This is a genomic window from Calditrichia bacterium (assembly GCA_020634975.1).
GTDB lineage: Bacteria > Calditrichota > Calditrichia > RBG-13-44-9 > J075 > JACKAQ01.
This window is the reverse complement of record JACKAQ010000001.1, coordinates 1,898,967-1,922,799: the sequence shown is the minus strand read 5'-3', so window position 1 is coordinate 1,922,799 and position 23,833 is coordinate 1,898,967. Positions and strand designations below refer to the sequence as shown.

General features: G+C 47.5%; 18 protein-coding genes. 17 read left to right on the top strand and 1 reads right to left on the bottom strand.

Annotated features, from left to right (window positions below):
• The first annotated feature begins 99 nt into the window (after positions 1–99).
• From H6629_07810 to H6629_07750, 13 genes are all read left to right on the top strand, one after another.
• Positions 100–3,213: a glycosidase gene (locus tag H6629_07810; protein ID MCB9067699.1), complete on the top strand. Its 3,114-nt coding sequence runs from the start codon at positions 100–102 to the stop codon at positions 3,211–3,213.
• Positions 3,214–3,286: 73 nt separating this feature from the next.
• Complete coding sequence (locus H6629_07805) at positions 3,287–5,152, top strand: glycosyl hydrolase family 16 (GenBank protein ID MCB9067698.1); 1,866 nt, start codon at positions 3,287–3,289, stop codon at positions 5,150–5,152.
• A gap of 140 nt (positions 5,153–5,292) precedes the next feature.
• On the top strand, positions 5,293–6,114 hold the full coding sequence (locus H6629_07800; protein MCB9067697.1) for a glycoside hydrolase family 16 protein: 822 nt from the start codon (positions 5,293–5,295) through the stop codon (positions 6,112–6,114).
• Between the two features lie 59 nt (positions 6,115–6,173).
• Complete coding sequence (locus H6629_07795; protein MCB9067696.1) at positions 6,174–7,637, top strand: MFS transporter; 1,464 nt, start codon at positions 6,174–6,176, stop codon at positions 7,635–7,637.
• A gap of 103 nt (positions 7,638–7,740) precedes the next feature.
• A complete protein-coding gene (locus tag H6629_07790) occupies positions 7,741–8,763 on the top strand; it encodes a substrate-binding domain-containing protein (GenBank protein MCB9067695.1) in 1,023 nt (340 codons plus the stop codon).
• 982 nt (positions 8,764–9,745) lie between these two features.
• Complete coding sequence (locus tag H6629_07785; GenBank protein ID MCB9067694.1) at positions 9,746–10,288, top strand: T9SS type A sorting domain-containing protein; 543 nt, start codon at positions 9,746–9,748, stop codon at positions 10,286–10,288.
• Between the two features lie 197 nt (positions 10,289–10,485).
• The gene (locus H6629_07780) at positions 10,486–10,968 is read left to right on the top strand and encodes a universal stress protein (protein ID MCB9067693.1); all 483 of its coding nucleotides are present in this window, start codon (positions 10,486–10,488) and stop codon (positions 10,966–10,968) included.
• A 19-nt stretch (positions 10,969–10,987) separates the two neighbouring features.
• Positions 10,988–11,875, top strand: coding sequence for a glycosyl hydrolase (locus H6629_07775; protein ID MCB9067692.1), 888 nt, complete (start codon positions 10,988–10,990; stop codon positions 11,873–11,875).
• Between the two features lie 36 nt (positions 11,876–11,911).
• A complete protein-coding gene (locus tag H6629_07770; protein ID MCB9067691.1) occupies positions 11,912–13,588 on the top strand; it encodes a glycosyl hydrolase in 1,677 nt (558 codons plus the stop codon).
• Positions 13,589–13,611: 23 nt separating this feature from the next.
• A complete protein-coding gene (locus tag H6629_07765; protein MCB9067690.1) occupies positions 13,612–14,823 on the top strand; it encodes a hypothetical protein in 1,212 nt (403 codons plus the stop codon).
• A 160-nt stretch (positions 14,824–14,983) separates the two neighbouring features.
• On the top strand, positions 14,984–15,985 hold the full coding sequence (locus H6629_07760) for a glycosyl hydrolase family 17 (GenBank protein MCB9067689.1): 1,002 nt from the start codon (positions 14,984–14,986) through the stop codon (positions 15,983–15,985).
• Positions 15,986–16,360: 375 nt separating this feature from the next.
• Complete coding sequence (locus tag H6629_07755; GenBank protein MCB9067688.1) at positions 16,361–16,741, top strand: GntR family transcriptional regulator; 381 nt, start codon at positions 16,361–16,363, stop codon at positions 16,739–16,741.
• A gap of 9 nt (positions 16,742–16,750) precedes the next feature.
• Positions 16,751–17,611: a hypothetical protein gene (locus tag H6629_07750; GenBank protein ID MCB9067687.1), complete on the top strand. Its 861-nt coding sequence runs from the start codon at positions 16,751–16,753 to the stop codon at positions 17,609–17,611.
• 203 nt (positions 17,612–17,814) lie between these two features.
• Here H6629_07750 and H6629_07745 read toward each other — a convergent pair whose 3' ends face one another.
• Positions 17,815–18,474 (bottom strand): hypothetical protein, encoded by a 660-nt coding sequence (locus tag H6629_07745; protein MCB9067686.1) that lies wholly within the window; start codon positions 18,472–18,474, stop codon positions 17,815–17,817.
• A gap of 288 nt (positions 18,475–18,762) precedes the next feature.
• Between H6629_07745 and H6629_07740 the strand changes: the two genes are divergently transcribed.
• From H6629_07740 to H6629_07725, 4 genes are all read left to right on the top strand, one after another.
• Entirely contained in the window at positions 18,763–19,917 is a 1,155-nt protein-coding gene (locus H6629_07740; protein MCB9067685.1) for a T9SS type A sorting domain-containing protein, read from the top strand.
• A 10-nt stretch (positions 19,918–19,927) separates the two neighbouring features.
• Positions 19,928–20,800, top strand: coding sequence for a PD40 domain-containing protein (locus H6629_07735; GenBank protein MCB9067684.1), 873 nt, complete (start codon positions 19,928–19,930; stop codon positions 20,798–20,800).
• Positions 20,801–20,877: 77 nt separating this feature from the next.
• Positions 20,878–22,104 carry a hypothetical protein gene (locus H6629_07730; protein MCB9067683.1) on the top strand — a complete coding sequence of 409 codons (1,227 nt, stop codon included), beginning with the start codon at positions 20,878–20,880 and terminating at the stop codon, positions 22,102–22,104.
• A 255-nt stretch (positions 22,105–22,359) separates the two neighbouring features.
• Positions 22,360–23,832 carry a tetrathionate reductase family octaheme c-type cytochrome gene (locus H6629_07725; GenBank protein MCB9067682.1) on the top strand — a complete coding sequence of 491 codons (1,473 nt, stop codon included), beginning with the start codon at positions 22,360–22,362 and terminating at the stop codon, positions 23,830–23,832.
• Position 23,833: the final 1 nt, after the last annotated feature.

Genomic DNA, 23,833 nt, shown 5'->3' with positions numbered 1-23,833 from the left:
CTGATTTTTCTCAATAAAACATTCTAATTTGTGGAGGTCCATATGATTTCATCCCAACGCAAATCAACCCGTTTGGTTACAGCGCTTTGGTTGATGGCAATGGCTGTATTTGTTGCCTCGACCAATGTTCTGCCGCAGTCTGCCAAAGTCGCGGTTGTATCTGACAATTCAGGTATCAGGCTCCAGGTGGACGGAAAGGATTTCATGGTTAACGGCATGAACTGGGATTACTTTCCGATCGGTACCAACTATGCCTACAGTTTATGGCTGCAGCCTGATGATTTTATTCGCACCGCGCTCGATGCCGAAATGTCTTTGCTGAAAAGCATGGGCGTAAATGCGATTCGTGTTTACACCGGTATTCAGCCAAAATGGATTCAGTATATTTACGAAAATTACGGCATCTATACGATGCTGAACCACTCGTTTGGCCGTTACGGCGTAACGCTGGACGGCGCATACATCTCCAATACGGAATATTCCGATCCACAAGTTCGGGAATTGCTGCTATCAGAAGTGACGGCATTGGTGAATGAGTATAAAGGCGTTCCCGGTTTGTTGCTGTATTTGCTGGGCAACGAAAATAACTACGGTCTGTTTTGGGATGGCGCCGAAACAGAAGACATCCCTTTCGAAGACAGAAAATCGACGGTTCGCGCCGAGGCAATGTATCAGCTGTTTAACGAAGGCGCAAAGGCGATGAAAGCAATCGATACCTCCGTGCCGGTTGCCATGTGTAACGGCGATTTGCTGTTTATCGATATCATCGCGGAAACATGCCAGGATTTTGACATTTTCGGCACCAATATGTATCGCGGATTATCTTTTGGCGATGCGTTTCAGGTGGTGAAAGAGAAGCTGAACAAGCCAATCCTGTTCACCGAATTTGGCTCCGATGCCTTTAACGCCATCGAAAACGCTGAAGACCAGTATTCCCAGGCGAAATACATGGTCGAAAACTGGAAGGAAATATACGAGAACGCCAGCGGTCTCGGCAAAGCCGGAAACTCCATCGGCGGTTTCACTTTTCAGTTTAGCGATGGCTGGTGGAAATATGGCCAAACCAAAAATTTGAGCGTTCACGATAACAATGCATCCTGGTCCAATGGCGGGTATCAATTTGATTATGCCGAGGGTCAGAATAACATGAACGAAGAGTGGTTCGGGATCTGCGCAAAAGGCCCGACCAACGCTGCCGGATTTTATCAAAACTATCCCCGGGCAGCTTATTACGCCCTCAAAAAAGCGCACTCCTTTGATCCGTATGCGGCGGGTGTCAGCGCTAGAAGTACCCAACAATATTTCAGTAATATTTCGTTAATGGAAGCCGTGCTTGCCGCAAGGGGCGATCGCGCGGCGCTGGTTAGCGAGCAAACAGGTGCTATTCGTGTTAGCGGTATTCGGCTCGAGATGTCGACTTTTAGCACCGGTGGCGATCTGATTACAACGCCGGACAATGCATCTCCGGACGAACGGGTTTATCCCAATGAATTGGGTTTCGGTCACATGCAATCATTATATACGCAGTTCGAAGCCAAACCCACCGAAAGCGTTCGGGGGACGGTAACCCTGAATTTCCTCGGGAACGTTCCGGAAAATCCCATCGATGAAATTTTTTATGAAAACGCCGGTCGCGCCAGAGATGTTCGCACGGACGAAGGTAATCTCGAAATCAGCTCGCTGAACCGGGTCAGAATTCATCAGGCAAATATCAGCTGGAACAGCCGGTTGTTCGATCTGGAAGGTTTTTATCGCACCGGTCATTATCACTGGGGATACGAAGGCGACTTTTTCGGATTGTATCCGGAAGCGAACTACGGTCCCAATATCGATATTTACAACGGCATTGCGCCGGTCGGTTTCGAAGTCCACGGTAAAAAATCGCTGAACGGTTTGAAAGTGGCTTTCGGTCCGGAATTGTGGTGGGGTGCCAACCCGGCTGTGCTGGTCAAATATGCCCGGAAACTGGGCGGCGCAGAAGTTACCGGTATTTATCACGAAGATTTGGACGAACAGGCGCCGGCTGTCAGCTCCTTTGCGGTTCCGGTTCCGCCCACCCGCCGGGCAACGCTTCATGTGGCTACCGAGGTTGGCGGTTTGGGTATCGATCTTGGCGGTATCTGGTCCGGTAACACCCGCGTTGGGGATTCCTTCCAAATTGTGGACGGTACATCCGGCAACTATCAGGTTTTTCAGGATGATATCGAATCCAAAGATACATTTGGCGGCAAAATCAAATTCACGTTCTCCAAAGGGCGTTGGAACTGGTATGCATCTGGCGCGGCAATGGGGCTGGTTGCCAACGGCGGCGCGGATTATACCCAAACATTTACCGGCTGGCGATTGAAAGACAGCGGCAGCGGTAACCAGATGAACGTGCTTTCCGGTATAACCTATCAGATGGGCAACTGGCAAGTAGCACCCAATTTCCTCTGGCAAAAGCCGATAGAAGGACCGATTCCCGGCGATGTTCAGGCACCGGGCAGACCCCGCAATATTCTGGACGATCCTTTTGCGGTTCGCGGCAACCGGGAAACCACCGCCGGGGAACTGTTGATCACATACGATCCCACACCGGCCAGCTGGATGTATGCATGGGACAGCGATATGGCAGAAGACGCATCGCTGGCGGCCAGCGTTGGATTTGTCTATCGCAGCCATCCGACGACGCAAGATGCCGCCATCGGTATTTTGGGCGACGGACGCACCACATTTGCTTTCCCCGGCGCTCCTCCGGCGCGAGATCTTTGGGAAGCGCATGCCCGCATCATTTCAAAATCCAGCCCGGGACAGGGCATCATTGCCAATTTATTTGCCGGCGATGCAGAGCCGAATGGCGACGATGCACGGCTGATCAATCGTTATGGCGGCGATATCCGGTTCATCATGAATACCTACAAACTTACCGCAATGGCGAAAGTTAATGATTGGGGACCATACGATTACCACCGCGATTTTAACCTGACTTATCCGCTGCAATTGATGGCTGATTTGTCCACCGCTGTTGGTAAGCCGCAATGGCACGATATTCCGCAAACCCGATTGGGACTGCGTTTCACCTGGCGGTCGCTCGATCAGTATTCGCCGCGCTATTGCCCCACAAAAGTGCTGAACGACATCGGCGAGCTGGTTTGCGATCCGGAAGCAGAAGGTTTCGACAACGGCAGTGAATGGGAAATCAGAACTTACCTTCATTTTAACATCGGTATGTAAACAGAAAACAAGGATTTAAGAATCATGAAAAAATATACGTTCAAGAATAACATTGTGTATCGGGAGGTAAGATATGAAAACGAATAATTTCTTTCGCCTCGTTATCGCGGTTTCGATGTTGGTCATCATCGGACTTGCCGGCTGTGAAAGGGATATCAACACGTTGGCGCCTGCCGAATATCCCACAAACGGCGACATTTTTATTGATGGCATCAGCGGTGGTTTGGATTATCAGGCATTCCTGAACACCAAACTGGATGCGATTACGATTGACACGGACGAAAAATACAACGGGGAATCGTCGATGCGGATTACCGTTCCCAGCGAAGGCGATCCGGCGGGATTTTTCTCCGGTGGTGCGTTTGTTTCGCCCGGCCCGCGTGACCTAACCGGTTACGATGCTGTAACATTTTGGGCAAAAGCCAGCATGGTTGCACCGTTCGGATTGGCTGGTTTTGGTAACGACAATTCGGGAAGTTCGCTCTACACCGCTTCCCGGTCTGATATCACTTTGACCACCGTTTGGCAAAAATTTGTCATTCCGATTCCGGATGCCAGAAAACTTGGCACAGAAAGAGGATTGTTCCAATACTCCGTTGGTGCATTCGAAAAAAATGGTTTTTACGTTTGGCTGGACGAAATAAAATATGAAAAGCTGGGAACCATCGCTCAGCCGAGAGCTGTTTTTGCCTCCGGCACGGTCAGCGGCGAGGTTGGCGAAAGCATCAACGCGGGCATTACCGGCGTTATTTATAATGTTAACGGCGTGGATATTACGGTTAACGCAGCGCCGGCCTACTTTACTTTGGTTTCTTCCGATGAATCGGTGGCAACTGTTGGCGCTGACGGCTCCATTAATGGCGTCAGCGTCGGTTCCGCCGAAATTACTGTAAAATTAGGTAATGTGGAAGTTGGCAACACTATTACGGTAAATGTGGTTGCTCCGGCACCGCGCCCGACAACACCCGCACCAACACCCACCGCCGATGCAGCGGATGTTATTTCCATGTTCAGCAATGCGTACAGCAATGTTCCGGTAGATACCTGGGATACCGGCTGGGAATTCTCCACTGCAAATGTGGAAGATGTTCAGGTTGCCGGCGACGATGTGAAGAAATACACCGATCTCAACTTTGTCGGAATTGAATTTGCCACCCAAACCATCGACGCCACGGATATGACCCACTTCCATCTGGATATCTGGACACCGGATCCGACCGCAGCGCCGGCAGCATTCAGAGTGCTGTTGGTTGATTTTGGCGCAAACGGCGTTTTTGACGGCGGCGACGATTCGTCTCATGAGCTTACCTTTACCAGCCCGGTACTGAGCACGGAAAACTGGGTGAGTCTGGATATTCCGTTGAGCAATTTTGCCGGATTGGTGAATAGAGGACATCTTGCACAACTGGTGCTCTCCGGCGATCCCAACACGGTTTATGTGGATAACGTCTATTTTTACAAAGGCGAAGTTGGACCTACCAACGAGCCTGCGGTTGCCGCACCAACACCAACCGTTTCGGCAAGCGATGTTATATCTATATTTAGCGATGTGTATTCCGGCGTGGCAGGAACTGACCTCAATCCGAATTGGGGACAGGCGACAGTTGTTTCCCAGGTTAGTATTCAGGGAAATAACACGTTGAAATATTCCGGATTGAATTATCAGGGAATTCAGTTAGGCAGTAGCCAAAATCTTTCCGGTGCCGGAAAAAACACCCTGCATATCGATTTCTGGACAGCAAATTCAACCACCTTAAACGTCTATCTGATCAGCACCGGGCCTGTTGAAACAGCGTATGTGCTTACGGTGCCCACAACCGGTTGGACAAGTTTGGACATTCCATTGTCTTCATTTGCTCCGGTTGATCTTGCGGATGTTATTCAGCTCAAATTTGATGGTGATGGCGATATTTGGCTGGACAACATCTACTTTAGATAGCGCTGTGAATCTCTGCATTAGCGAAATGCAAACCGGCTTAAAAAAACCGCAGACAGGGATTTATTGGTAAACCCCTGTCTGCTGGTATCCTTGCTGTGGAAGTTGATTTCGTAAAATATATGCTACACAGAGGTAACCGTATGAATTGGAATAAAATTCTCCTTAAGCAGCTCATTTTGATATGTGTTGCCGCAATTTTTCTCGCCGGATGCAGCTCCAGCGAAGAGCCGGAGGAAGAACAATGGGAGCTGGTTTGGTCCGATGAATTTAACGGCACCGCCGGCGTTGTGCCGGATTCAACCAAATGGGCATTTGATATCGGCACCGATTGGGGAAACGCCCAGTTGGAATACGACACCAATCGCCCTGAAAACGCATCGCTCGACGGGCAGGGCAACCTTGCCATTGTTGCCCGTGCAGAATCGTTTCAGGGGCGCAGTTACACCTCCGCACGTATCGTTACAAAAGATTTGTTTGAACGCACTTACGGGCGTTTCGAAGCCCGGATGCGGCTACCGTGGGGACAGGGAATTTGGCCGGCATTCTGGTTGCTCGGTGCAAATATTGACGATGTCGGTTGGCCGCTCTGCGGCGAAATTGACATCATGGAATATCGCGGGCAGGAACCAGCCAGAATTCATGGCAGCCTGCACGGGCCAGGATATTCCGGCGGGCAACCCGTTACAGAGCAATACAATTTGGTAAATGACAGATTCGATACCGGTTTTCATGTGTTTTCTGTGGAGTGGGATGCAAACAGCATCAAATGGTTTGTTGACGGAAATCTTTATCAAGCCGTAAAATCGACTGATTTACCGGGCGAATGGGTGTTCGATCATCCGTTTTTCATCATTTTAAACCTGGCTGTCGGCGGCAATTATGTGGGGTCGCCCAATGCCAGCACCGTATTCCCGCAAACAATGCTGATTGATTATGTCCGGGTGTACAAAGCCGCGAATTAAAGAATCTTTGGGAAGGTCCAATTTTCCGCAAATGCAACTTACTTTAAAAAGGGGTACAGATGAGCGACTTTAAACAGCATGAAACAGCTCCGAAAGATCGCCTCTCAATGGGACACAAGTTCGCTTATGGTCTCGGTTCAATTGTCAACAATTTGTTGGGTGGTGCTATTGGATTTATGTCTATCGTTTTGAATGTCGGGCTTGGGATCAACCCGGCTTTGGTTGGTGCGCTTCAGGCAATTCCACGATTTACCGATGCGTTAACAGACCCGATTATGGGATATATTTCTGATAACACCCGATCCCGTTTCGGCCGCCGCCGCCCGTATATTTTTATCGGTGCAATATTTGTCGGGCTTATTTTTGCGTTAATGTGGCAACTGCCGGAAGGCCACAGCGAGATGTTCTATTTCTGGTTTTTCCTGATCGGCTCCATCATTTTTTATCTCTTTTACACCGTTTTTGCAACGCCGTGGGTCGCCCTCGGATATGAATTGACTTCCGATTATCACGAACGCACACGATTGATGGCAGTAATGAATTTTATGGGGCAATTCGCATGGATTTCCCTGCCCTGGTTTTATGCAATTATGGAAAACGATCGCCTGTTTTCAGATTCTGTTGAAGGTGCGCGAACGCTCGCCATATTTATCGGCATTTTTGTAGCGATTGTCGGGATTATGCCGGCAATCTTTCTGCGCGAAAAATTTGTTGCCCGCGAAAGCGAAAGTGAAGAAAAAGTGCCGATTCTCCAGGGAATAAAAACCAATATCGCCCAGTTTTTCAAAGGTTTGGTAATCACGCTAAAACAGCGAGAATTTCTGAAATTATGTGCCGGAACCTTTTTTCTGTTCAACGGCATCATGCTTGTCGGGGGCTTCAGTTCTTACATCATTATTTTTTATGTCAGTGGCGGCGATACGGATATGGGCGCCAGATACATGGGTATTTTCGGAACAATAAATACCGCATCAACTTTGGCTGCAATTGTGGTGGTAACGTGGATTTCCTCAAAACTTGGGAAACGCCGCACATTTATGCTGGCAACGGCTGTTACGTTGGTTGGTAGTTTGCTGAAATGGTTCTGTTACGATCCAATGGTGCCGTGGAAAGTGCTTTTACCCGCACCGATGATTGCCGTTGGCATGGGCGGGCTTTTTACGCTGATGGGATCGATGATTGCGGATGTTTGCGATATGGACGAACTCGAAACCGGTGAGCGCCGCGAAGGCATGTTCGGCTCTATCTATTGGTGGATGGTGAAGCTGGGTATGTCCCTCGCTTTTGGCTTATCCGGGTATCTGCTGAACGCAACCGGCTTTGATGTTGAAATGGGCGGCGCACAAACGGCATCCACATTCCTCTGGATGCGGATTTTTGATGTGGTTATTCCTGCCATTGCAGCCGGTATTTCCATTTGGGCAGTGGCATCTTTCAACATTACAGAAGAAAAATCCTACGAAATTCGAGAGCAGCTCGAAGCGCGTCGCGATAACCCGCTTATCGAGCCCACATCTGCTTAATTATTTTAGCTTTAGGGGTTCGATTTGTGCCGGTTTTTTGAAAAAAACGATGAAAAACCCCAAAGAATTTGCCATTTGAAATAAAAGGAAAAAGGTATAAAAAATGAGAAATATGGTTAAGCATATCGGTCTCATTGGCTTGTTTTCAATAATCATGGGCTGCCAGGATTTGACAGATGAAATGGTTGGCAAAAAACCTGAAGATGTGAAAACCATCAACATAACCATGGTCGCCAAAAGCGCTGCGAATCCGGTGTTTAACTCTGCCCGGTTGGGCGCAGAAGCCGCAGCAGCGGATTTGACTGATAAACACAGCATGATAACGGTGAACATTAGTTGGCGCACACCAATGGAGGAAAATGCCGAGCAACAGGCTGAGCGCATCCTGAATGCGGTGGAAGACGGAACGGATGCCATCATCGTTTCCTGTTCGGATGATTCGGTCCTCACCGCTGCAATCAACAAAGCGGTTGACAGCGGCGTGCCGGTTATGACCTTCGACAGCGACGCACCGACATCAAAACGCTTCGCATTTTATGGTCCGAACGATATGGAAATCGGTGAAAAAGTAATGTCCGAACTGGTTGCCGTGATGGGAACCAAAGGGCAGGTTGCAATTTTGGGTGGCAACCCACATGCGCCAAACCTCCAAAAACGGGTGAAAGGGCTTCTGAAAGAAGCGGAAAAATACCCGGAAATTGACATCGTTGGCCAATTTTATCATGTCGAAAACACAGCAGCAGCAATTGCCGAAATGCAACGGGTGAGCACCGAATATCCGGATTTGAAAGGCTGGGCAATGGTTGGCGGCTGGCCGTTTTTTGACAATACCCTGTTGGATAAAATTGAGCCCGGAAAAGTGAAAATCGTTGCGGTAGATGCGTTACCGATGCAATTGGCATATATCGAAAAAGGCATTGTCGATGTTTTTCTGGGACAACCCACTTACCGTTGGGGCAAAGAATCCGTCGAAAAAATTGTTGATAAAATTTATCTGGAAAAAAAGGTGGATGAATTTAATCAAATGAAGCTCATCCGGGTTTGGAAGGATAATCTTGGCGGTTGGGCACGCCAGCTCCGCGCGTGGGGATATTTGGAAATTCCGGAAAAATATCTGCGAATGTAACGCGGGTGATGCGGGTGTTAATCCAGCTTAGCAAGATAAAAAATAATCGTCTAAAAAAATTTAGTATCAGGAAACCCGGTATGAATTGTGGTGAAAGAAAGGTAGGTGAAAAGATCCACCAATCATACTTAGTCAATATAAAATCAGTAACAATAAACATTGAGGTTGAACAATGAAAAAGAGCATTACAATTTTTATGGCAGTACTCTGCGCTTTAGCGCTAAACGGTTTTGCATTTGCACAAAACAGCCCGATCGATTTCGAATCCGGCGGTCACGGCGCATCGTGGACATGGGCTGTATTTGAAAACGACACCAATCCGGCGCTGGAAATTATTCCCAACCCGGATGCAACCGGAGCGAATACATCGGCAACGGTAGCCAAATTTACTGCATTGCAAACGGGTAATCCGTGGGCTGGTTGCGAATCGATGCATGGTTCGGATATCGGCACATTTACACTGGATGCGACCAACAGTGTCGTAAAAATTATGGTGTGGAAACCGGTGATCAGCGATGTCGGGCTTAAGTTTGCGAAACCGGATGGCGCTGCGTTGGTGGAAATTAAAGTTGCAAATACCCTGACAAACCAATGGGAAGAATTAACCTTTGATTTCACCGGAAGAATCGGCGACCCGAACACTGTTGGACAGGATCAGATCATCGTTTTCCCCGATTTTGATCTGAATGGCAGAACCCAGGATAATGTCTGCTATTTTGACAACATCACATTCCACCCGTCCGGTGGCGGCGGATCGGCTCCCACGGTTGCGGCACCTACCCCAACCGTTCCCGAAACAGACGTAATTTCTATTTTCAGCGATGCGTATACGGATGTTGCAGGAACCGATCTCAATCCCAATTGGGGACAAGCCACCGTGGTTTCCCAGGTACCCATTTCCGGAAATAATACGCTCCTGTATGCCGGTTTGAATTATCAGGGAACACAATTCGGCAGCAATCAGGATCTCTCCGGCGCCGGAATGGATTACCTGCATGTGGATTACTGGACTGCCAATTCCACGGCTTTGAATGTTTCGATTATCAGCCCTGGACCGTTGGAAACACCATATGCTTTAATACCTGCCGGCCAAACCGGAACCTGGGTTAGTGTGGATATTCCGCTCAGCGCGTTTTCTCCTCCGGTTAATCTCGCGGATGTTTTCCAGCTCAAATTTGATGGTAATGGTGATATTTATCTGGATAACATCTATTTTTTCAGCTCGGCAACGGGTATCGAGGAAATCGGTGATGTGAATCCTTCGGCGTATGCGCTGGAACAGAATTATCCCAATCCGTTCAACCCGTCCACGGCGATCCGCTTTATCCAGCCGAATGCCAATCATGTAACGCTGAAAGTATATGATTTGCTCGGTCAGGAAATTGCCACGCTGGTGAACGAGTTTAAAAATGCCGGAGCATACGAAGTAACATTTGATGCGTCGAATTTACCGAGCGGCATTTATCTGTACAGCATTTCCACCGGCGATTTCAACGCGGTTAAAAAAATGATGCTTATCAAATAGTTGCAAAGTGTGTTTATGGGAATCCTCAACAGTTGACGCAATGCTGTTTGCTGCGCTGCAGGGGAAGCCATCAATTGAACATAAAAAACTGTTGACCAGCCCTCAATTGGGGGCTGGTCATCTATTAAACAGCGTGTTCATATTTTTGGACCGATCGATTGAAATAAAGAGTAGCAATAATTTAAAGAGAGACATAAATGGAACTTCCAAATATTGAAGTGAAACATATTTTGTACGCGACAGATAACTCCGTAGATGCAAGATATGCATTTGCATACGCTGCCGGGTTTGCAAAACAATTCAACGCAAAACTGACCATGCTCCATGTTGTGCAGGAATTTAAAGATATGGTCGCGTTTGATTTTGGCATCGAACGATCCGTTGCTGCACAAAAATGGTTTTCGGTGAACAAAGATTATTTTGAAGAAGTCCAGGAGCATGTTCAAAAAATTGCCCAATCCAAATACAATGGCGAAATGATTAACGTCGATGACGTTATTGTTGAAAAAGGCAATCCGGTAAAAATGATTCTTGGAGTTGCGAGCGACAGAAATTGCGATTTAATCGTGATGGGGATAAAAGGCCGCAGCGCAATTGAAGATGCTGTTTTGGGTAGCACGGTAAACGGCGTGCTGAGAAAATCCAAGATTCCCGTTTTGGTAATGCGGCATAAAGAATAATAGATAAAAGAGGTTATCGATGACAAGCAGAGGTCGTTTCCGTAGTTCGTTAGCCGGTTTGGATTTTTCCAATATGACAAAAAGTGAATTAGAATCCGCATTTTTACAAATGCTCAACAACGGCATTCACGGCATTTCATTTAGCGTGTATCTGAACGATCAAAAGCCCGGTTCGCTCATCAGTGCGGAACAAATTGCCGATCGCATGCAGATTGTTAAGCCGTATGTGAAGTGGATCCGCTCATTTTCCTGCACCGATGGCAACGAACAAATTCCCAAAATCGCCAAAGAAAACGGCATAAAAACCCTCGTTGGTGCCTGGCTCGGTGACGATCCGGAAAAAAACGAGAAGGAAATCGAAGGTGTTATCAAGGTTGCCAAAGCCGGATATGCGGATATTGTTGCGGTTGGCAACGAAGTGTTGCTGCGCGGCGATTTAACGGAAGATGAAATCATTAATTTTATCAATCGGGTGAAACAGGAAATTCCCGGTATTCCGGTTGGATATGTGGACGCATATTACGAATTTGCCGTTCATCCGCGCGTTTCCGATGCCTGCGATGTGATTCTGGCAAACTGCTATCCGTTTTGGGAAGGCTTTCCGCTGGAACATTCGCTGGCGTATTTAAAAAATATGTATCAGGTTGCCATGAACGCCGGAAAAGGCAAAAAAGTGATCATCACCGAAACCGGTTGGCCAAACCTGGGATCGCCGGAACGGGCTGCCGTGCCATCGTATGAAAACGCCATCCGCTATTTTATCAACGCCTACACTTGGGCGGATGAAGCGGATGTGGAAATTTTCTACTTTTCCAGTTTTGATGAATTGTGGAAAGTTGGCGCGGAAGGCGATGTCGGTGCGTATTGGGGACTGTGGGATATAAACGGAAATCTAAAATATCGTTAAATATCTGAAAAAAATATGTGACAGATTGGCGGTTGTATGAAAAAAATAGTGCTTATTCAGTTGATAATAGTTATGGTTATGGCAATGGTTTCGTGTGAGAAGAGCAATAAAAACAATGGTTTGGAATCGACTTCGGAGATACTGCTGACCTCCGAAAGCGGCGACAAAATTGCCAAAAAAGCAAACGTCCCGTTCAAAGACGGACAGCCAACGGGAACGGTTATCCGCATTCAGCCGGAGATTGTCAAACAGACCATCGATGGCATCGGAACATCGTTTACCGAATCGTCCGCATTTGTGCTGGCGCATTTGGATAAAGCCGAACGTCAGGCGGTAATGAATAATATTTTTGGGGAAAGCGGCGCAAATTTCTCGCTGACACGGACGCACATCGGTGCCTGCGATTTTTGCGTGTACGGCAAATATTCATACGCAGACAAAAAAGATGACGCCGAGCTGGCAAGTTTCTCCATTGCGCCGGACAGCGAAGGCTTCAAAGCCGCCGATCATCCCGGTATCGTTGACGAACGTTACGATTTGCTCCCGATGATCAAAGAAGCGCTGGCCATCAAAAACAGCCAATCGGATAAGGAATTGCGAATTATCGCATCCGCATGGACTGCACCGGCGTGGATGAAAGACATCGAAGATTGGTATATTCCCGGATCGGATGCGAACAACTGGCAGGGCACCGGCGGATCGCTCAAAGAAAAATACATCCCGACCTATGCGGAATATCTGGTGAAATATCTGGAGGCATACAAAGCCGAAGGTGTTGATATTTGGGGACTTACGCCGGTAAACGAGCCGCACGGCAACAACGGTCAGTGGGAAAGCATGCACTTTTCGCCGGAAACCCAAAACGAATTCATCAAAAAATATTTGGGTCCAAAATTAAAAGCCAGCCAAAATGGCGATATCAAACTGCTCGCATACGACCAAAATCGCGACGGGCTGGAGCACTGGACAGACACCATTTTTGGCGATCCGGAAACCGCGCCGTTTGTTTACGGCGTTGCCGTTCACTGGTACGAAAGCACGTTTAAGGTGTACGAAGACGTGTTCGAGCGCGTGAATGAAAAATTTCCCGGTTTTGCCATTATTCACACCGAAGGCTGCATTGACGATTTGGGGAAACCCGCGCCCAACGGTGTAACCGATCCGGAAGGCTATCAGGAAAGCGGCTGGTTCGATAACGACGAATTCTGGTGGAATGCCAACGCAACCGACTGGGCATATTCGGTCACCTGGGAAGGCGTGAAGGTTGAAGATCATCCCATGTACACGCCCGTGCATCGCTATGCGCGAAATATCATTGTCAGCCTCGATCACTGGATGCGCGGCTGGGTGGACTGGAATATTGTGCTGGACCAAAACGGCGGACCGAACCACGTCGGTAATTTTTGCGGCGCGCCGATCATGATCGATACGGCATCGAAAAACGTGTATTACACACCCATTTTTTATGTGCTGTCGCAGTTCAGCCAAACCATTCGCCCCGGCGACAAAGCGGTGCAAACCCAAAAACAGCTCGGCGATTTGGGCAATGACGATTTGCACGCCTGTGCTACCATCAACAGCGATAATTTGTTGAGCGTGCAATTGCTGAACACCACAAAACAGCCCATCACCTACAATTTGCAAATCGGTGATCAATTTGCCGAAATCACCATTGCAGCCAATGCCGTGCAAACCGTGCGGGTTCAATTGTAAAAGACAAAACGAGGCTATTTGACATGCGGAACACGAATCCGGTTGATCGATTTACAACTGAAAATTTTCTGAAATTGCTGATGCTGCTACTCTGCTCGGTGTTCATTTTTCATGATGTAAAAGCAGATACGCCAACATCCGGAGCGCCATCGATGACCAAAGCAGAAAACTACTTTTTCAAACTGGATTTCCTCAAAAACAGCTACGAAATTGCGGACATCGAAAACCTGTTTTTTACTACTTTTCCGCACGACGATCCAACCGCCGGCGATGTGGTTTACGATCGAAAAATGTGGCAAAACGACGATATGCTGCGGCTTGAAAACGGCGACGGTTTGTATCTGTTCATTAAAGAGCGCAGCGATGATGTGCTGTTCGATTCCTTTCGAATGACATCCAAAGCGTTTTATAATTTGAACGATGAAAACCAACGGGTGCTGTTTGTTTTCAAAGGAAAAATGCCATCGGTAAACGGTGTTTGGCCGGCCTGGTGGCTGAACGGCAGCCGACAGCCGGAATGGACGTATCAACATTCCGGGCAAATCGCGACCGATGCAGAGCTGGACGGCTATTCCGGAAAAGGGCATTTTTACGATACGCCATCTGCCGTCAATTCAACCGATTGGCCGGCCGCCGGTGAACTGGACATCATCGAAACGATCAACGGCGAAAACATTATTCACAACACCCTGCATACCTGCCCCCAAATGTGCGACGCCCGATGGAACGACGATCCGGAAATTAGCAATTGCGCTAACGCCAAAAATGGCGATCCCAACGCCGGATGCAGCGGCACGCCGTATGCTGTCGATGCCGTAGAAGGCACTTTTGCATGTATTTGGGAACAGCAGACCATCCGGTTTTATTATTGGACGCCCGCAGAAGATGTCCGGAAATCCGGCGGACCGCTAAGCGAAAACCCACAGCCGGAGCAATGGAACGGGGAAAATTTGAAAAATACCGTTTACCTGCTGGAAACGGACGCCACCTGTGATAACGAAGCGCATCAGGAATGGCAATGCAACAGCTGCAGCGAAAGCAACACCTGTTCATTTGTAAATATGAAAATGATTTTTAATATCACGCTTTGCGGCAAATGGGCCGGTGCGAAGTTTGATGAAAGCGATACGCCCGTCAAAAATTGCCAATCGTATATTTCGGGAGAAGGTCGCGAAAACATCCACAACGAATTCATCAAAATAGAATACGTGGGGGTTTTCAATCTCAACGAATGATTTTTTCTTTAAAGCAGTGTAAATGTTAGTGCAAAAGGGGATGAAAATGACGAAGTTATTTTCTTTGATAATAGTTTCAATATTTGCAGCGGGAATATTATTTTCATGTAATAATGAAATGGAAAAGTCAAATTTGAATATGAGCGAACAAAAAATAGTCATGGAAGAAATACAAAAACATCTGGAAACCGGGCAAACCGCCGAAAAGGAAAATCCCTTTCAACCCCGGCAGTTTAATCCATATTTAAATGATCAGTGGATTGGAAACGCCATTTCCTACGGTTGCTATCGCGAAGGTCAGGAGCCCGGCAAAAAAGGACCTACCAAAGCCGAAATTCTCGAAGACCTGAACATTATTTCGAAATACTGGAACCTGATCCGGGTGTATAACGCAGACGATGATGCGGAACGCGTTCTGGAAGTGATCGTCGAAAATAAATTGCCCATCAAAATGATGCTCGGTATTTGGCTCTCCAATGAAGTAAAACATCCGGAGCAAAAAGCCGGGAACATTACAAATGTTTTGCGGGGAATTGAGCTGGCAAATCGTTTTAAAGATGTGATCGTTGGCGTGAATGTCGGCAACGAAGCGCAGGTGTTTTGGTCTTGGCATAAAATGAATATGGATAACCAGATCCGCTACGTCCGCGCGATTCGCAACAACACATCGGTGCCAGTTACCATCGCGGATGATTACAATTTCTGGAACAAGCCAGAAGCCACGCGAATGGCAGCGGAGTTGGATTTTATCGTTACCCATATCTATCCGCTGTGGAACGGCAAAACGCTGGACACCGCCATTCCGTGGATGGACAGCACGTTTAAAGATATTCAGGCCAGATACCCGGAAAAGCAGATTGTCCTCGGGGAAACCGGCTGGGCGACAACCTACAATCCGGAAAAAACTGGCGACGGCGAGCAGGGATCGCTCATCAAAGGTGATGTCGGACTCGAAGCTCAGGCAACATATCTGAAGCTGCACAATGAGTGGGTGAATGCCAACAAAATCACCACTTTTTTATTTGAAGCATTTGATGAGCCGTGGAAAGGTGGCGGCGCCAGTTCCCCGCCAAATGAAGTTGAAAAACACTGGGGCGTGTTTTACGAAAATCGCACACCCAAAGAATCATTCCAACAATATCTGGAGCATATGCAAAAATAATCGCGTTGTTAAAGAACGATTAGTCACTCTCACAATAAATATTTCTCGTTAAATCGTTAGAGTCCGGCTTAAGTTTTGTAAGTTCAAACGTAACAATATCAATCCTATTTTTCTAAAAGCGGCAATTTTGGTTTAAAATTGCCGCTTTTCTTTTTTTCAATTTTCAAATGCAAGCTTGCGATGTTATGTGACGTTTTGCCACCCATAACAATTCCTGCCCATAATTATGACTCTGAAGGAACCGAATTGGCATCAAATCAGACATAATTGCAACAGAAAACAAGCCACACTTGGAAAAAATAACTTTTTTGTTGGATTTGTTGTGTTATACTTGTATTATTAGTTCGAGTAGTATAAGCAAAAGGAATAGCACATATGGAGATTACAATAAACCCGGATGATCCCATTCCGGTGTTTGCGCAAATAATTGAGCAAATTAAAAAAGCTGTTCTCGATGGCGGGCTAAAATCGGGCGATGCCCTGCCTTCCATCAGGCAACTTGCCAACGATCTGGAGTTGAATCATAATACAGTTGCGAAAGCCTATCGTTTATTGGAACGGGATTCGGTCATTCAAACCAAAGGATATCGCGGCACATTCATCCATCCGGATGCCAGGGCAAACAGCACTGTTGATTTAAATGCGTGGGCGGAAACCAGATTAAGCGAAGTCATAAAAAAAATCAGAGAATCCGGTGTAACCGATTCAGAAATCCGGATTGCCTTTCGGAAAGTAATGAATAACAATAACTTATGAGGAAATAAAATGTCAGATAATATCGTGTTTTATCTCGTGTTCCTGTGTCAGGTCATCCTGATTTCGTATTATTATCCCAATAAAATATTAAACCGGGCAAAGCTAATGGTTGAAAAATATCCGCCATCGAGCTATCCCAAACTCTATCCCGTTTCCATCGAGAAAATTGAACGCGGGCAACGCAATTACAGGAAAATGAATGCCGTAATTTTCATTGCCGGAATTTTGTTGGTACTCGTGGGAATATTGACAAACTATGATGTGGCGAGCAATTGGGATGGCTTGATTACCTTGTTTTTTATAATCCAGTTTTCACCAATGCTGATTTCTGAAATGTTAGGATTCAAATACTTTAAAATGATGCGAAAAGCCAATTCGGGTGCCATTCGAAAAGCCGAACTGCGACCCCGCCGGTTCTTCGACTTTGTTTCGCCGGTGCTGTTCGGCACTGCGATTTTTATTTACATTGCATTTATTTTGTTTGCCCTTTCTGCATATCCGAACCAGATTCACTTGGGCGGTAAGCCAATCAATTTGATAATAACAATTACAATCGGAAATCTGTTTTTCGCCGGAATTATTCTCTGGAATATTTATGGGAAAAAACAGAATCCATTTCAGGCAAATAAAGACCGAAACCGGCAAATAAGTTTAACTGTGAAATCGCTGCTTTTAATAAGCATTGTAGCCACTCTTTTTCTGATGATAAGTGTAATCGTTGATTATTATTATTTGGATCACCTCATGCCAACCATTTTATGTTTGTATCATATATTGTTGGCAGTCATTAGTTTCCAATTAGCAACACCAATTCTGCAAATTGAGAACACGGATTTTGAAGTGTATAAAGAAGATTCTGTGGCGAATTAATTCAATGTAAATTCTTCTTTTTGATGGATTGCATGTTCCCCAATTCTTAAAGATAAGCCATACTGAGCACTTGATCGGTATGGCTGTCTGCTTAACTGTATTTACAAATCAATAGCAATGACAACCGTGTGGAGCAAAGCTATCAACTACCTTGGACGTAAAAAAATAGCGTTACTTTTCTCGAGATATAATGTATGAGAAAATTACACAGCGCTTTTTGAAATCCGATTGCGATCCACCCAATAAGCCCAGATCACAAACAGCCACTGGAGTTGTCCCGCCCACGCAATTGCGGAAACGCTGGGTGGCGGCGGGCCAAAAATATTTCCCAGATGTATCAGCACCAGAAAACCGACCAATCCCCAAAAACCCCACAGTCCGGCGCGATTTTTGGCAGCAGTTGACCGAAGATACAGCCAAACGCCTAACCCGAAAATGAGCCCTTCCAAAAGTGTGGAGCCGATAACCGAATTCCAAAGTCCGAAACCCAGCATCGGTGAATTACCCGGGTACAGCGGTAAATCCGGACGATGCACAAACAGGTCGAGCACCCAATGGCTGATCACACAAAATCCCAACACCACCGCACCGCGAAGATTTTTTTTGAACAGCCAGAACACCCCGCCAAATAATAATCCCCAGATGCATACCATCAGCAAACTGTGGGTAAACGGATAGCTGGTGAAATCCAGCGGCGTCATTTTTGTGTTGCCCGGATCGATTCTGACCGTTTCGATGCCCAATAGCAGAAATGTCGGCCACAGCAAATCCAGAAATTGCGCCGCCAAAAACAACGTTCCGAGCGAGATTTTCCGCTCTGCGGATTTCGCGCCAAATCCAACGCCAAAATGTCCGATAAACATAAATGCTCCTAAATCGTTAAACTTCGTAGCTTATTTGATACGGTTTGCTGCACATATCGTTTCACGAAAAGATTATCCGCAACATATCCGCTGCACGCCCGTTAATTGACATTGCCGCCTGTTTAAAAACCGTGAAATGCTAAAATTTGGGTAGTGAGTGATAACGCGTTTCAAAAAATGAGATTCGTTAGTCGCTGCGTTTCCCGGAATGACCGATTGTTTTGAACCGACATTCTCTGGCAGTTAAAGCCATAAAAAACAACACCCTGAAAAAACAGGAGAATCAATTTGAGGAAAATGAAATGGGCACTGTTGCTACTGATTGCCGGAAGTGTTTCGCTGTCCGCGCAGCAGGTGGAAACGCTGGTCAGCGGGCCGTCTACTTTCAACGACGGACTGGCGATTGACCCCGCGGGCAATATTTTTGCATCGCGATATTACAGCTCCACCGTCACCAAAATATCCCCGGACGGCAGCACGGAAATTTTCGCAAACGGTTTCAGCGATCCCAACGGTCTGGCATTCGGACCGGACGGATTTTTGTATGTAACCAACGCAACCGGCAACCGGATCGACAAAGTTTCGCCGGACGGCGTGGTGAGCACCGTGATCAGCAATTTTACCAATCCGGCGGGCGTGGCGTTCGATCTATCGGGAAATATGATCATCGCCAGCTATCAGCAATCAAAATTGTTTGTGTATGACACGGGCGGAAATCTGACGGAATATTTAACCGGCAACGGGCTGAACGGTCCCGTCGGCATCATTTTCGATGAAAATGAAAATTTGTATATCGGGAATTTTAACGATGGCAAAGTGCTCAAACGATCCCCAAATGGCAGCGTAACGGCAATCGGCGACATCCCCGGATGGATGGGATTTTTGACCTACGCCAACGGCTACGTGTATGCGACCGCGTATCAGGGAAACCGGATTTACCGCATCAAATCCGATGGCACGGAACAGGTGGTTTTTGCCGGAACGGGTAATGCCGGCACCACGGACGGCGATTTGCTGTCCGCCAGTTTCAACGCGCCAAACGGCATTGCCGCATCCGCAACCGGCGACACGCTGTTTGTTTCGGATTTCGACAGTCGATCGCTGCGGATGATCACCGGCGTGAACGCCACAATCACTGCTATCGATGATGTTGCGCAACCGGTAAACACGTTCCGGCTCAGCCAGAATTATCCGAATCCGTTCAATCCAACAACAGCAATTAGCTATCAGTTGTCAAATATCAGTTCTGTTAATCTGAGTATTTACAATATATTGGGGCAGTTGGTGAAAACGCTTGTGGCAGAAAAACAGCCGGCTGGCAGCTACGCGATTTCATGGGACGGCACCAACGTATCCGGTGAAACCGTTGCCGGCGGCGCGTATATTTACCGCCTGCAGGTTGGCAAAACCACGCTTTCCCGTAAAATGATGTTTACCAAATGAGGTAGTTTCGATGAAACCAATTGTCTTGTTTTTTGGCGCAGCTTTGCTGTTTTTCGGTGGCTCCGGTGCCGCGCAAAATTATCCGGTTCTGTTCACCAAACAGGTCAACGGGACAGATAACATTTTCATGATTACCGAAAGCGGCGAGCGGCAAATCACCGATCATTCCCGGAAAGACAGCAGTCCGTTGATCTCGCCGGATGGAAAAATGCTGGTTTTTACATCCGAGCGCGTTGGTTGGTGGAAAATCTGGACGATGGATGTGGCGCAGCAATCTTTCACTCAATTGACAAATTCCGGCAATGCGGAATACGCGCCGTGCTGGTCGCCGGATGGACAGCAAATTGCCTTTGTTTCCACGCGGGACGGCAACGCGGAAATTTATGTGATGGCAAAAAATGGCAAAAATCTCCGGAATATTTCCAACAATCCAACCGACGACGCCTTTCCGTTTTGGGGCGATGACGGGATGATTTATTTCTCATCCGAGATAGACGGCGTGTTTCAAATTGTGCGGATGAAACCGGACGGATCGGCAAAAGAAATTCTCGCTAAAAGCAATGAAAACAAACTGATGCCGCAACTCTCACCGGACCGGAAATCGCTGCTGTATTATTCGGATGCGACCGGAAACAACGACATTTTTACGGTAAACACGGATGGTTCAGCACGGCGGCAATTGACGAAAAATCCGCTGGGCGATATCCGTCCGCGCTGGTCGCCGGATGGCAAAACCATTGTGTTCGAGCGCGGCGATAAACGGCGGAATCAGCACATTTTCATCATGGATGCCAACGGCGAAAATCAGAAACAGCTCACGTTTTCTGATTACAATTACGCGCCATCGTTTGTTGAGAATTGTGCGGTGCTTTGCCAAAAATAGAAAATTCCGAATGGTTGCCGCAGGCTTGCAACACCAAAATTCCGCTGCGGATCAGTGAAAAAAGGAGTGAAATCGAAATGAAAAAATTCATTCCGGTAATTTTGATTATTGGCTTCGGGCTGGCAATTGCCCAATCGAAAAAGCTGCAGCCGTATGTTGCCGCGCTGCAGAAAAAGGGCGATGAACCCGTAAGTTTTGTGCTCAAAAAGCTCGACAAATACGACCTGATTTTATTCGATGACGCGCTGCACACCGCCGTTGAGCCGTTCGAATTTTATCAAAAATTGATAAAAAACAGTGACTTCCGCAAAAAAGCGAAAGTCATTTTTCTGGAAGTGGTCGCGATGAATCAACAGCCCGCGCTTGATGCATATTTTGCTTCAGAAGTGCACAATCCGGCGCTGCTGTTTCCGGCATTTCAAAATGATTTCAGCGGAACGGGCTGGACGTATCAAACCTATTTCGATCTGCTGGAAACCGTCTGGCAAACCAACCGCACGCTGCCGCCGGACGAACGCTACACAGTGATCGCGGTAAACGCGCCGGTGTTTTGGCAAGAAATCCACACGCCGGAAGATCTGGCGCTGTTCCGGCAATCCCTCGCCGGCAACGATTACACGATGTATAAAAACATCCTGTCGCATCTCGACAATTTCAAATCCGGCAAAAAAGGCATTTTTCTCACCAACACGCGCCATGCGTATAAATGCATCAAAAATTCCGACGGTGACATTTACTGGAATTGCGGCACGTTTTTTCACGAACTTCAGCCGGGGAAAACGTATTCTGTGCGCTTTCACAACATCAATTTTGCCTTTGAAAAGAAAATTGAGCGTGATCCAAACGCGCCAAAAACCACCCAGGGTTTGGAAAACAAGGTGCTGAAATGGGTCCGGATGGAAAAAGGATTGTGGGACAGCGCGTTCGCAGCAAACGGCAACAAACCGGTTGCGCTGGATTTGGCAAATACGCCGTTCGGCGATGCCGATTACATCGGCAATCACATGCTGAACGTTGCGCCGAACCAGACAATTTATGATGCGTATGACGCCATTATTTTTCTGGCGCCGGTTGAGCAACTGCGCCAAACCGCGATATCGGATGCGATTTTTACCGATGATTTCAAACTGGAACTGGAACGGCGATTCCCGATTTTATACACCGAAACGCAACTCGCCAGCCTGCTGGAAAACAGCGGTGCGAAAACAATTCGTGAAGCTATCGACCGCAATTTTGTTGCCGAGCCGGAAATGCGCCAACCGCTGACACAGCAAATCGGCCCGATCGACGAATGGAAAAATTGAAACCCAGATAAGCCGCTGTATTCTCCGCAACCTCATTTTTTATGACCGCCAATTAGCCTGGCACCTTCCGATTTTAATATCCCCTCAACTCTTCGCAGCAGCCTGTCGAAAAAAATATTTCGATGTTTTATTTAAATATATAGATATTTATATTAATCTATGTGAATGAATTAACAATTGGGAAAAGCAGGATTTTCAACAGTCTGGAATTTTTATTATCACTAATAAAACCGTAATAGCAGACAGGATATAGAGATGCGAAACGTAAAACATAATGGGGTTATCATATTTGTGTCCGTATTGGCGGCGTTGGTTCTCCCGCTGATATATTTTTTGCAGCAATCGGAACCGCAGCGCGATGATCCGTGGGCATTTGTCCCGGAAAAACTGCCGCACACCGATCACGCCAATTTGATGAAAGGGCCGTTTGAGGATGGTCCGTCGGTCACCAAAGCGTGTCTGGAATGCCACAAAGATGCCGGAGCGCAAATGATGCACAACGCGCACTGGACGTGGGAAACGCCGGAAACGCTGATTTCCGGTCGCAGCGAACCGGTCAAATTGGGGAAAAAGAATGCGATGAACAATTTTTGCATCGGCATTCAATCCAACTGGCCACCCTGCACGGCGTGCCACGCCGGATACGGCTGGAAAGATGAAACCTTCGATTTCACCCGGCAGGAAAATATGGATTGTTTGGTTTGCCACGATAATTCCGGCGAATACGTAAAAGCCAACGGCGGTTTTCCGGCGGAAGGAGTGGATTTGCTGGCGGTTGCGAAAAGCGTTGGCAACCCGAAACGCTCCAACTGCGGCGGCTGCCATTTTCGCGGCGGCGGCGGCAACGCGGTAAAACACGGCGATCTCGACGAAAGCCTCTATTTTCCGCAGGAACGGGTGGATGTGCACATGGGCAAATTCGATTTTGTTTGCACCGATTGCCATCAATCCGAAAACCACAACATGAAAGGGCGGGCGTTTTCCGTCAGTTTTGATAACGAAAATCAGGTCTATTGCACCAACTGTCATTCCGAAACGCTGCACAGCGACGACCGGATCAACGCTCACATCGCCAACGTTGCCTGCCAATCCTGCCACATTCCGGCTGCGGCGGTAAAAGAGGCGACCAAAATGCACTGGGACTGGTCTGCCGCCGGACAGGATTTGCCGGAAGATCCGCACACCTATCTCAAAATCAAAGGCAAGTTCGAATACGAAAAAGAGATTATCCCCGAATATTTTTGGTACAACGGCGTGGCGGATCACTACATTTTGGGCGACAAAATTGATCCGGCGAAAACCACGTTTATCAACTATCCGAAAGGGAATCTGAAAGATCCCAAAGCCAAAATTTGGCCCTTCAAAGTGCATCGCGCCAAACAAATTTATGATACCGAATACAATCATCTCATCCAGCCGAAAACCTTTGGCGAGGGCGGTTACTGGAAAGATTTCGATTGGGACAAAGCCGCACGTTTGGGCTCGGAAGTCGTCGGGTTGCCATACAGCGGGCGATACGGTTTCACCGAAACGGAGATGTTTTGGCCGATCACCCACATGGTTGCGCCAAAAGAAAACGCGCTGCAATGTGTGGATTGCCACGGCGATGCACCGCGCGCACGAATGGACTGGCACGCGTTGGGCTACGACGGCGATCCGATGTATCACGGCGGACGCCGCCTGAATGTTGAAAACGCCGCAGCTGCAGCCGTTTCGGGAGGTAAATAAT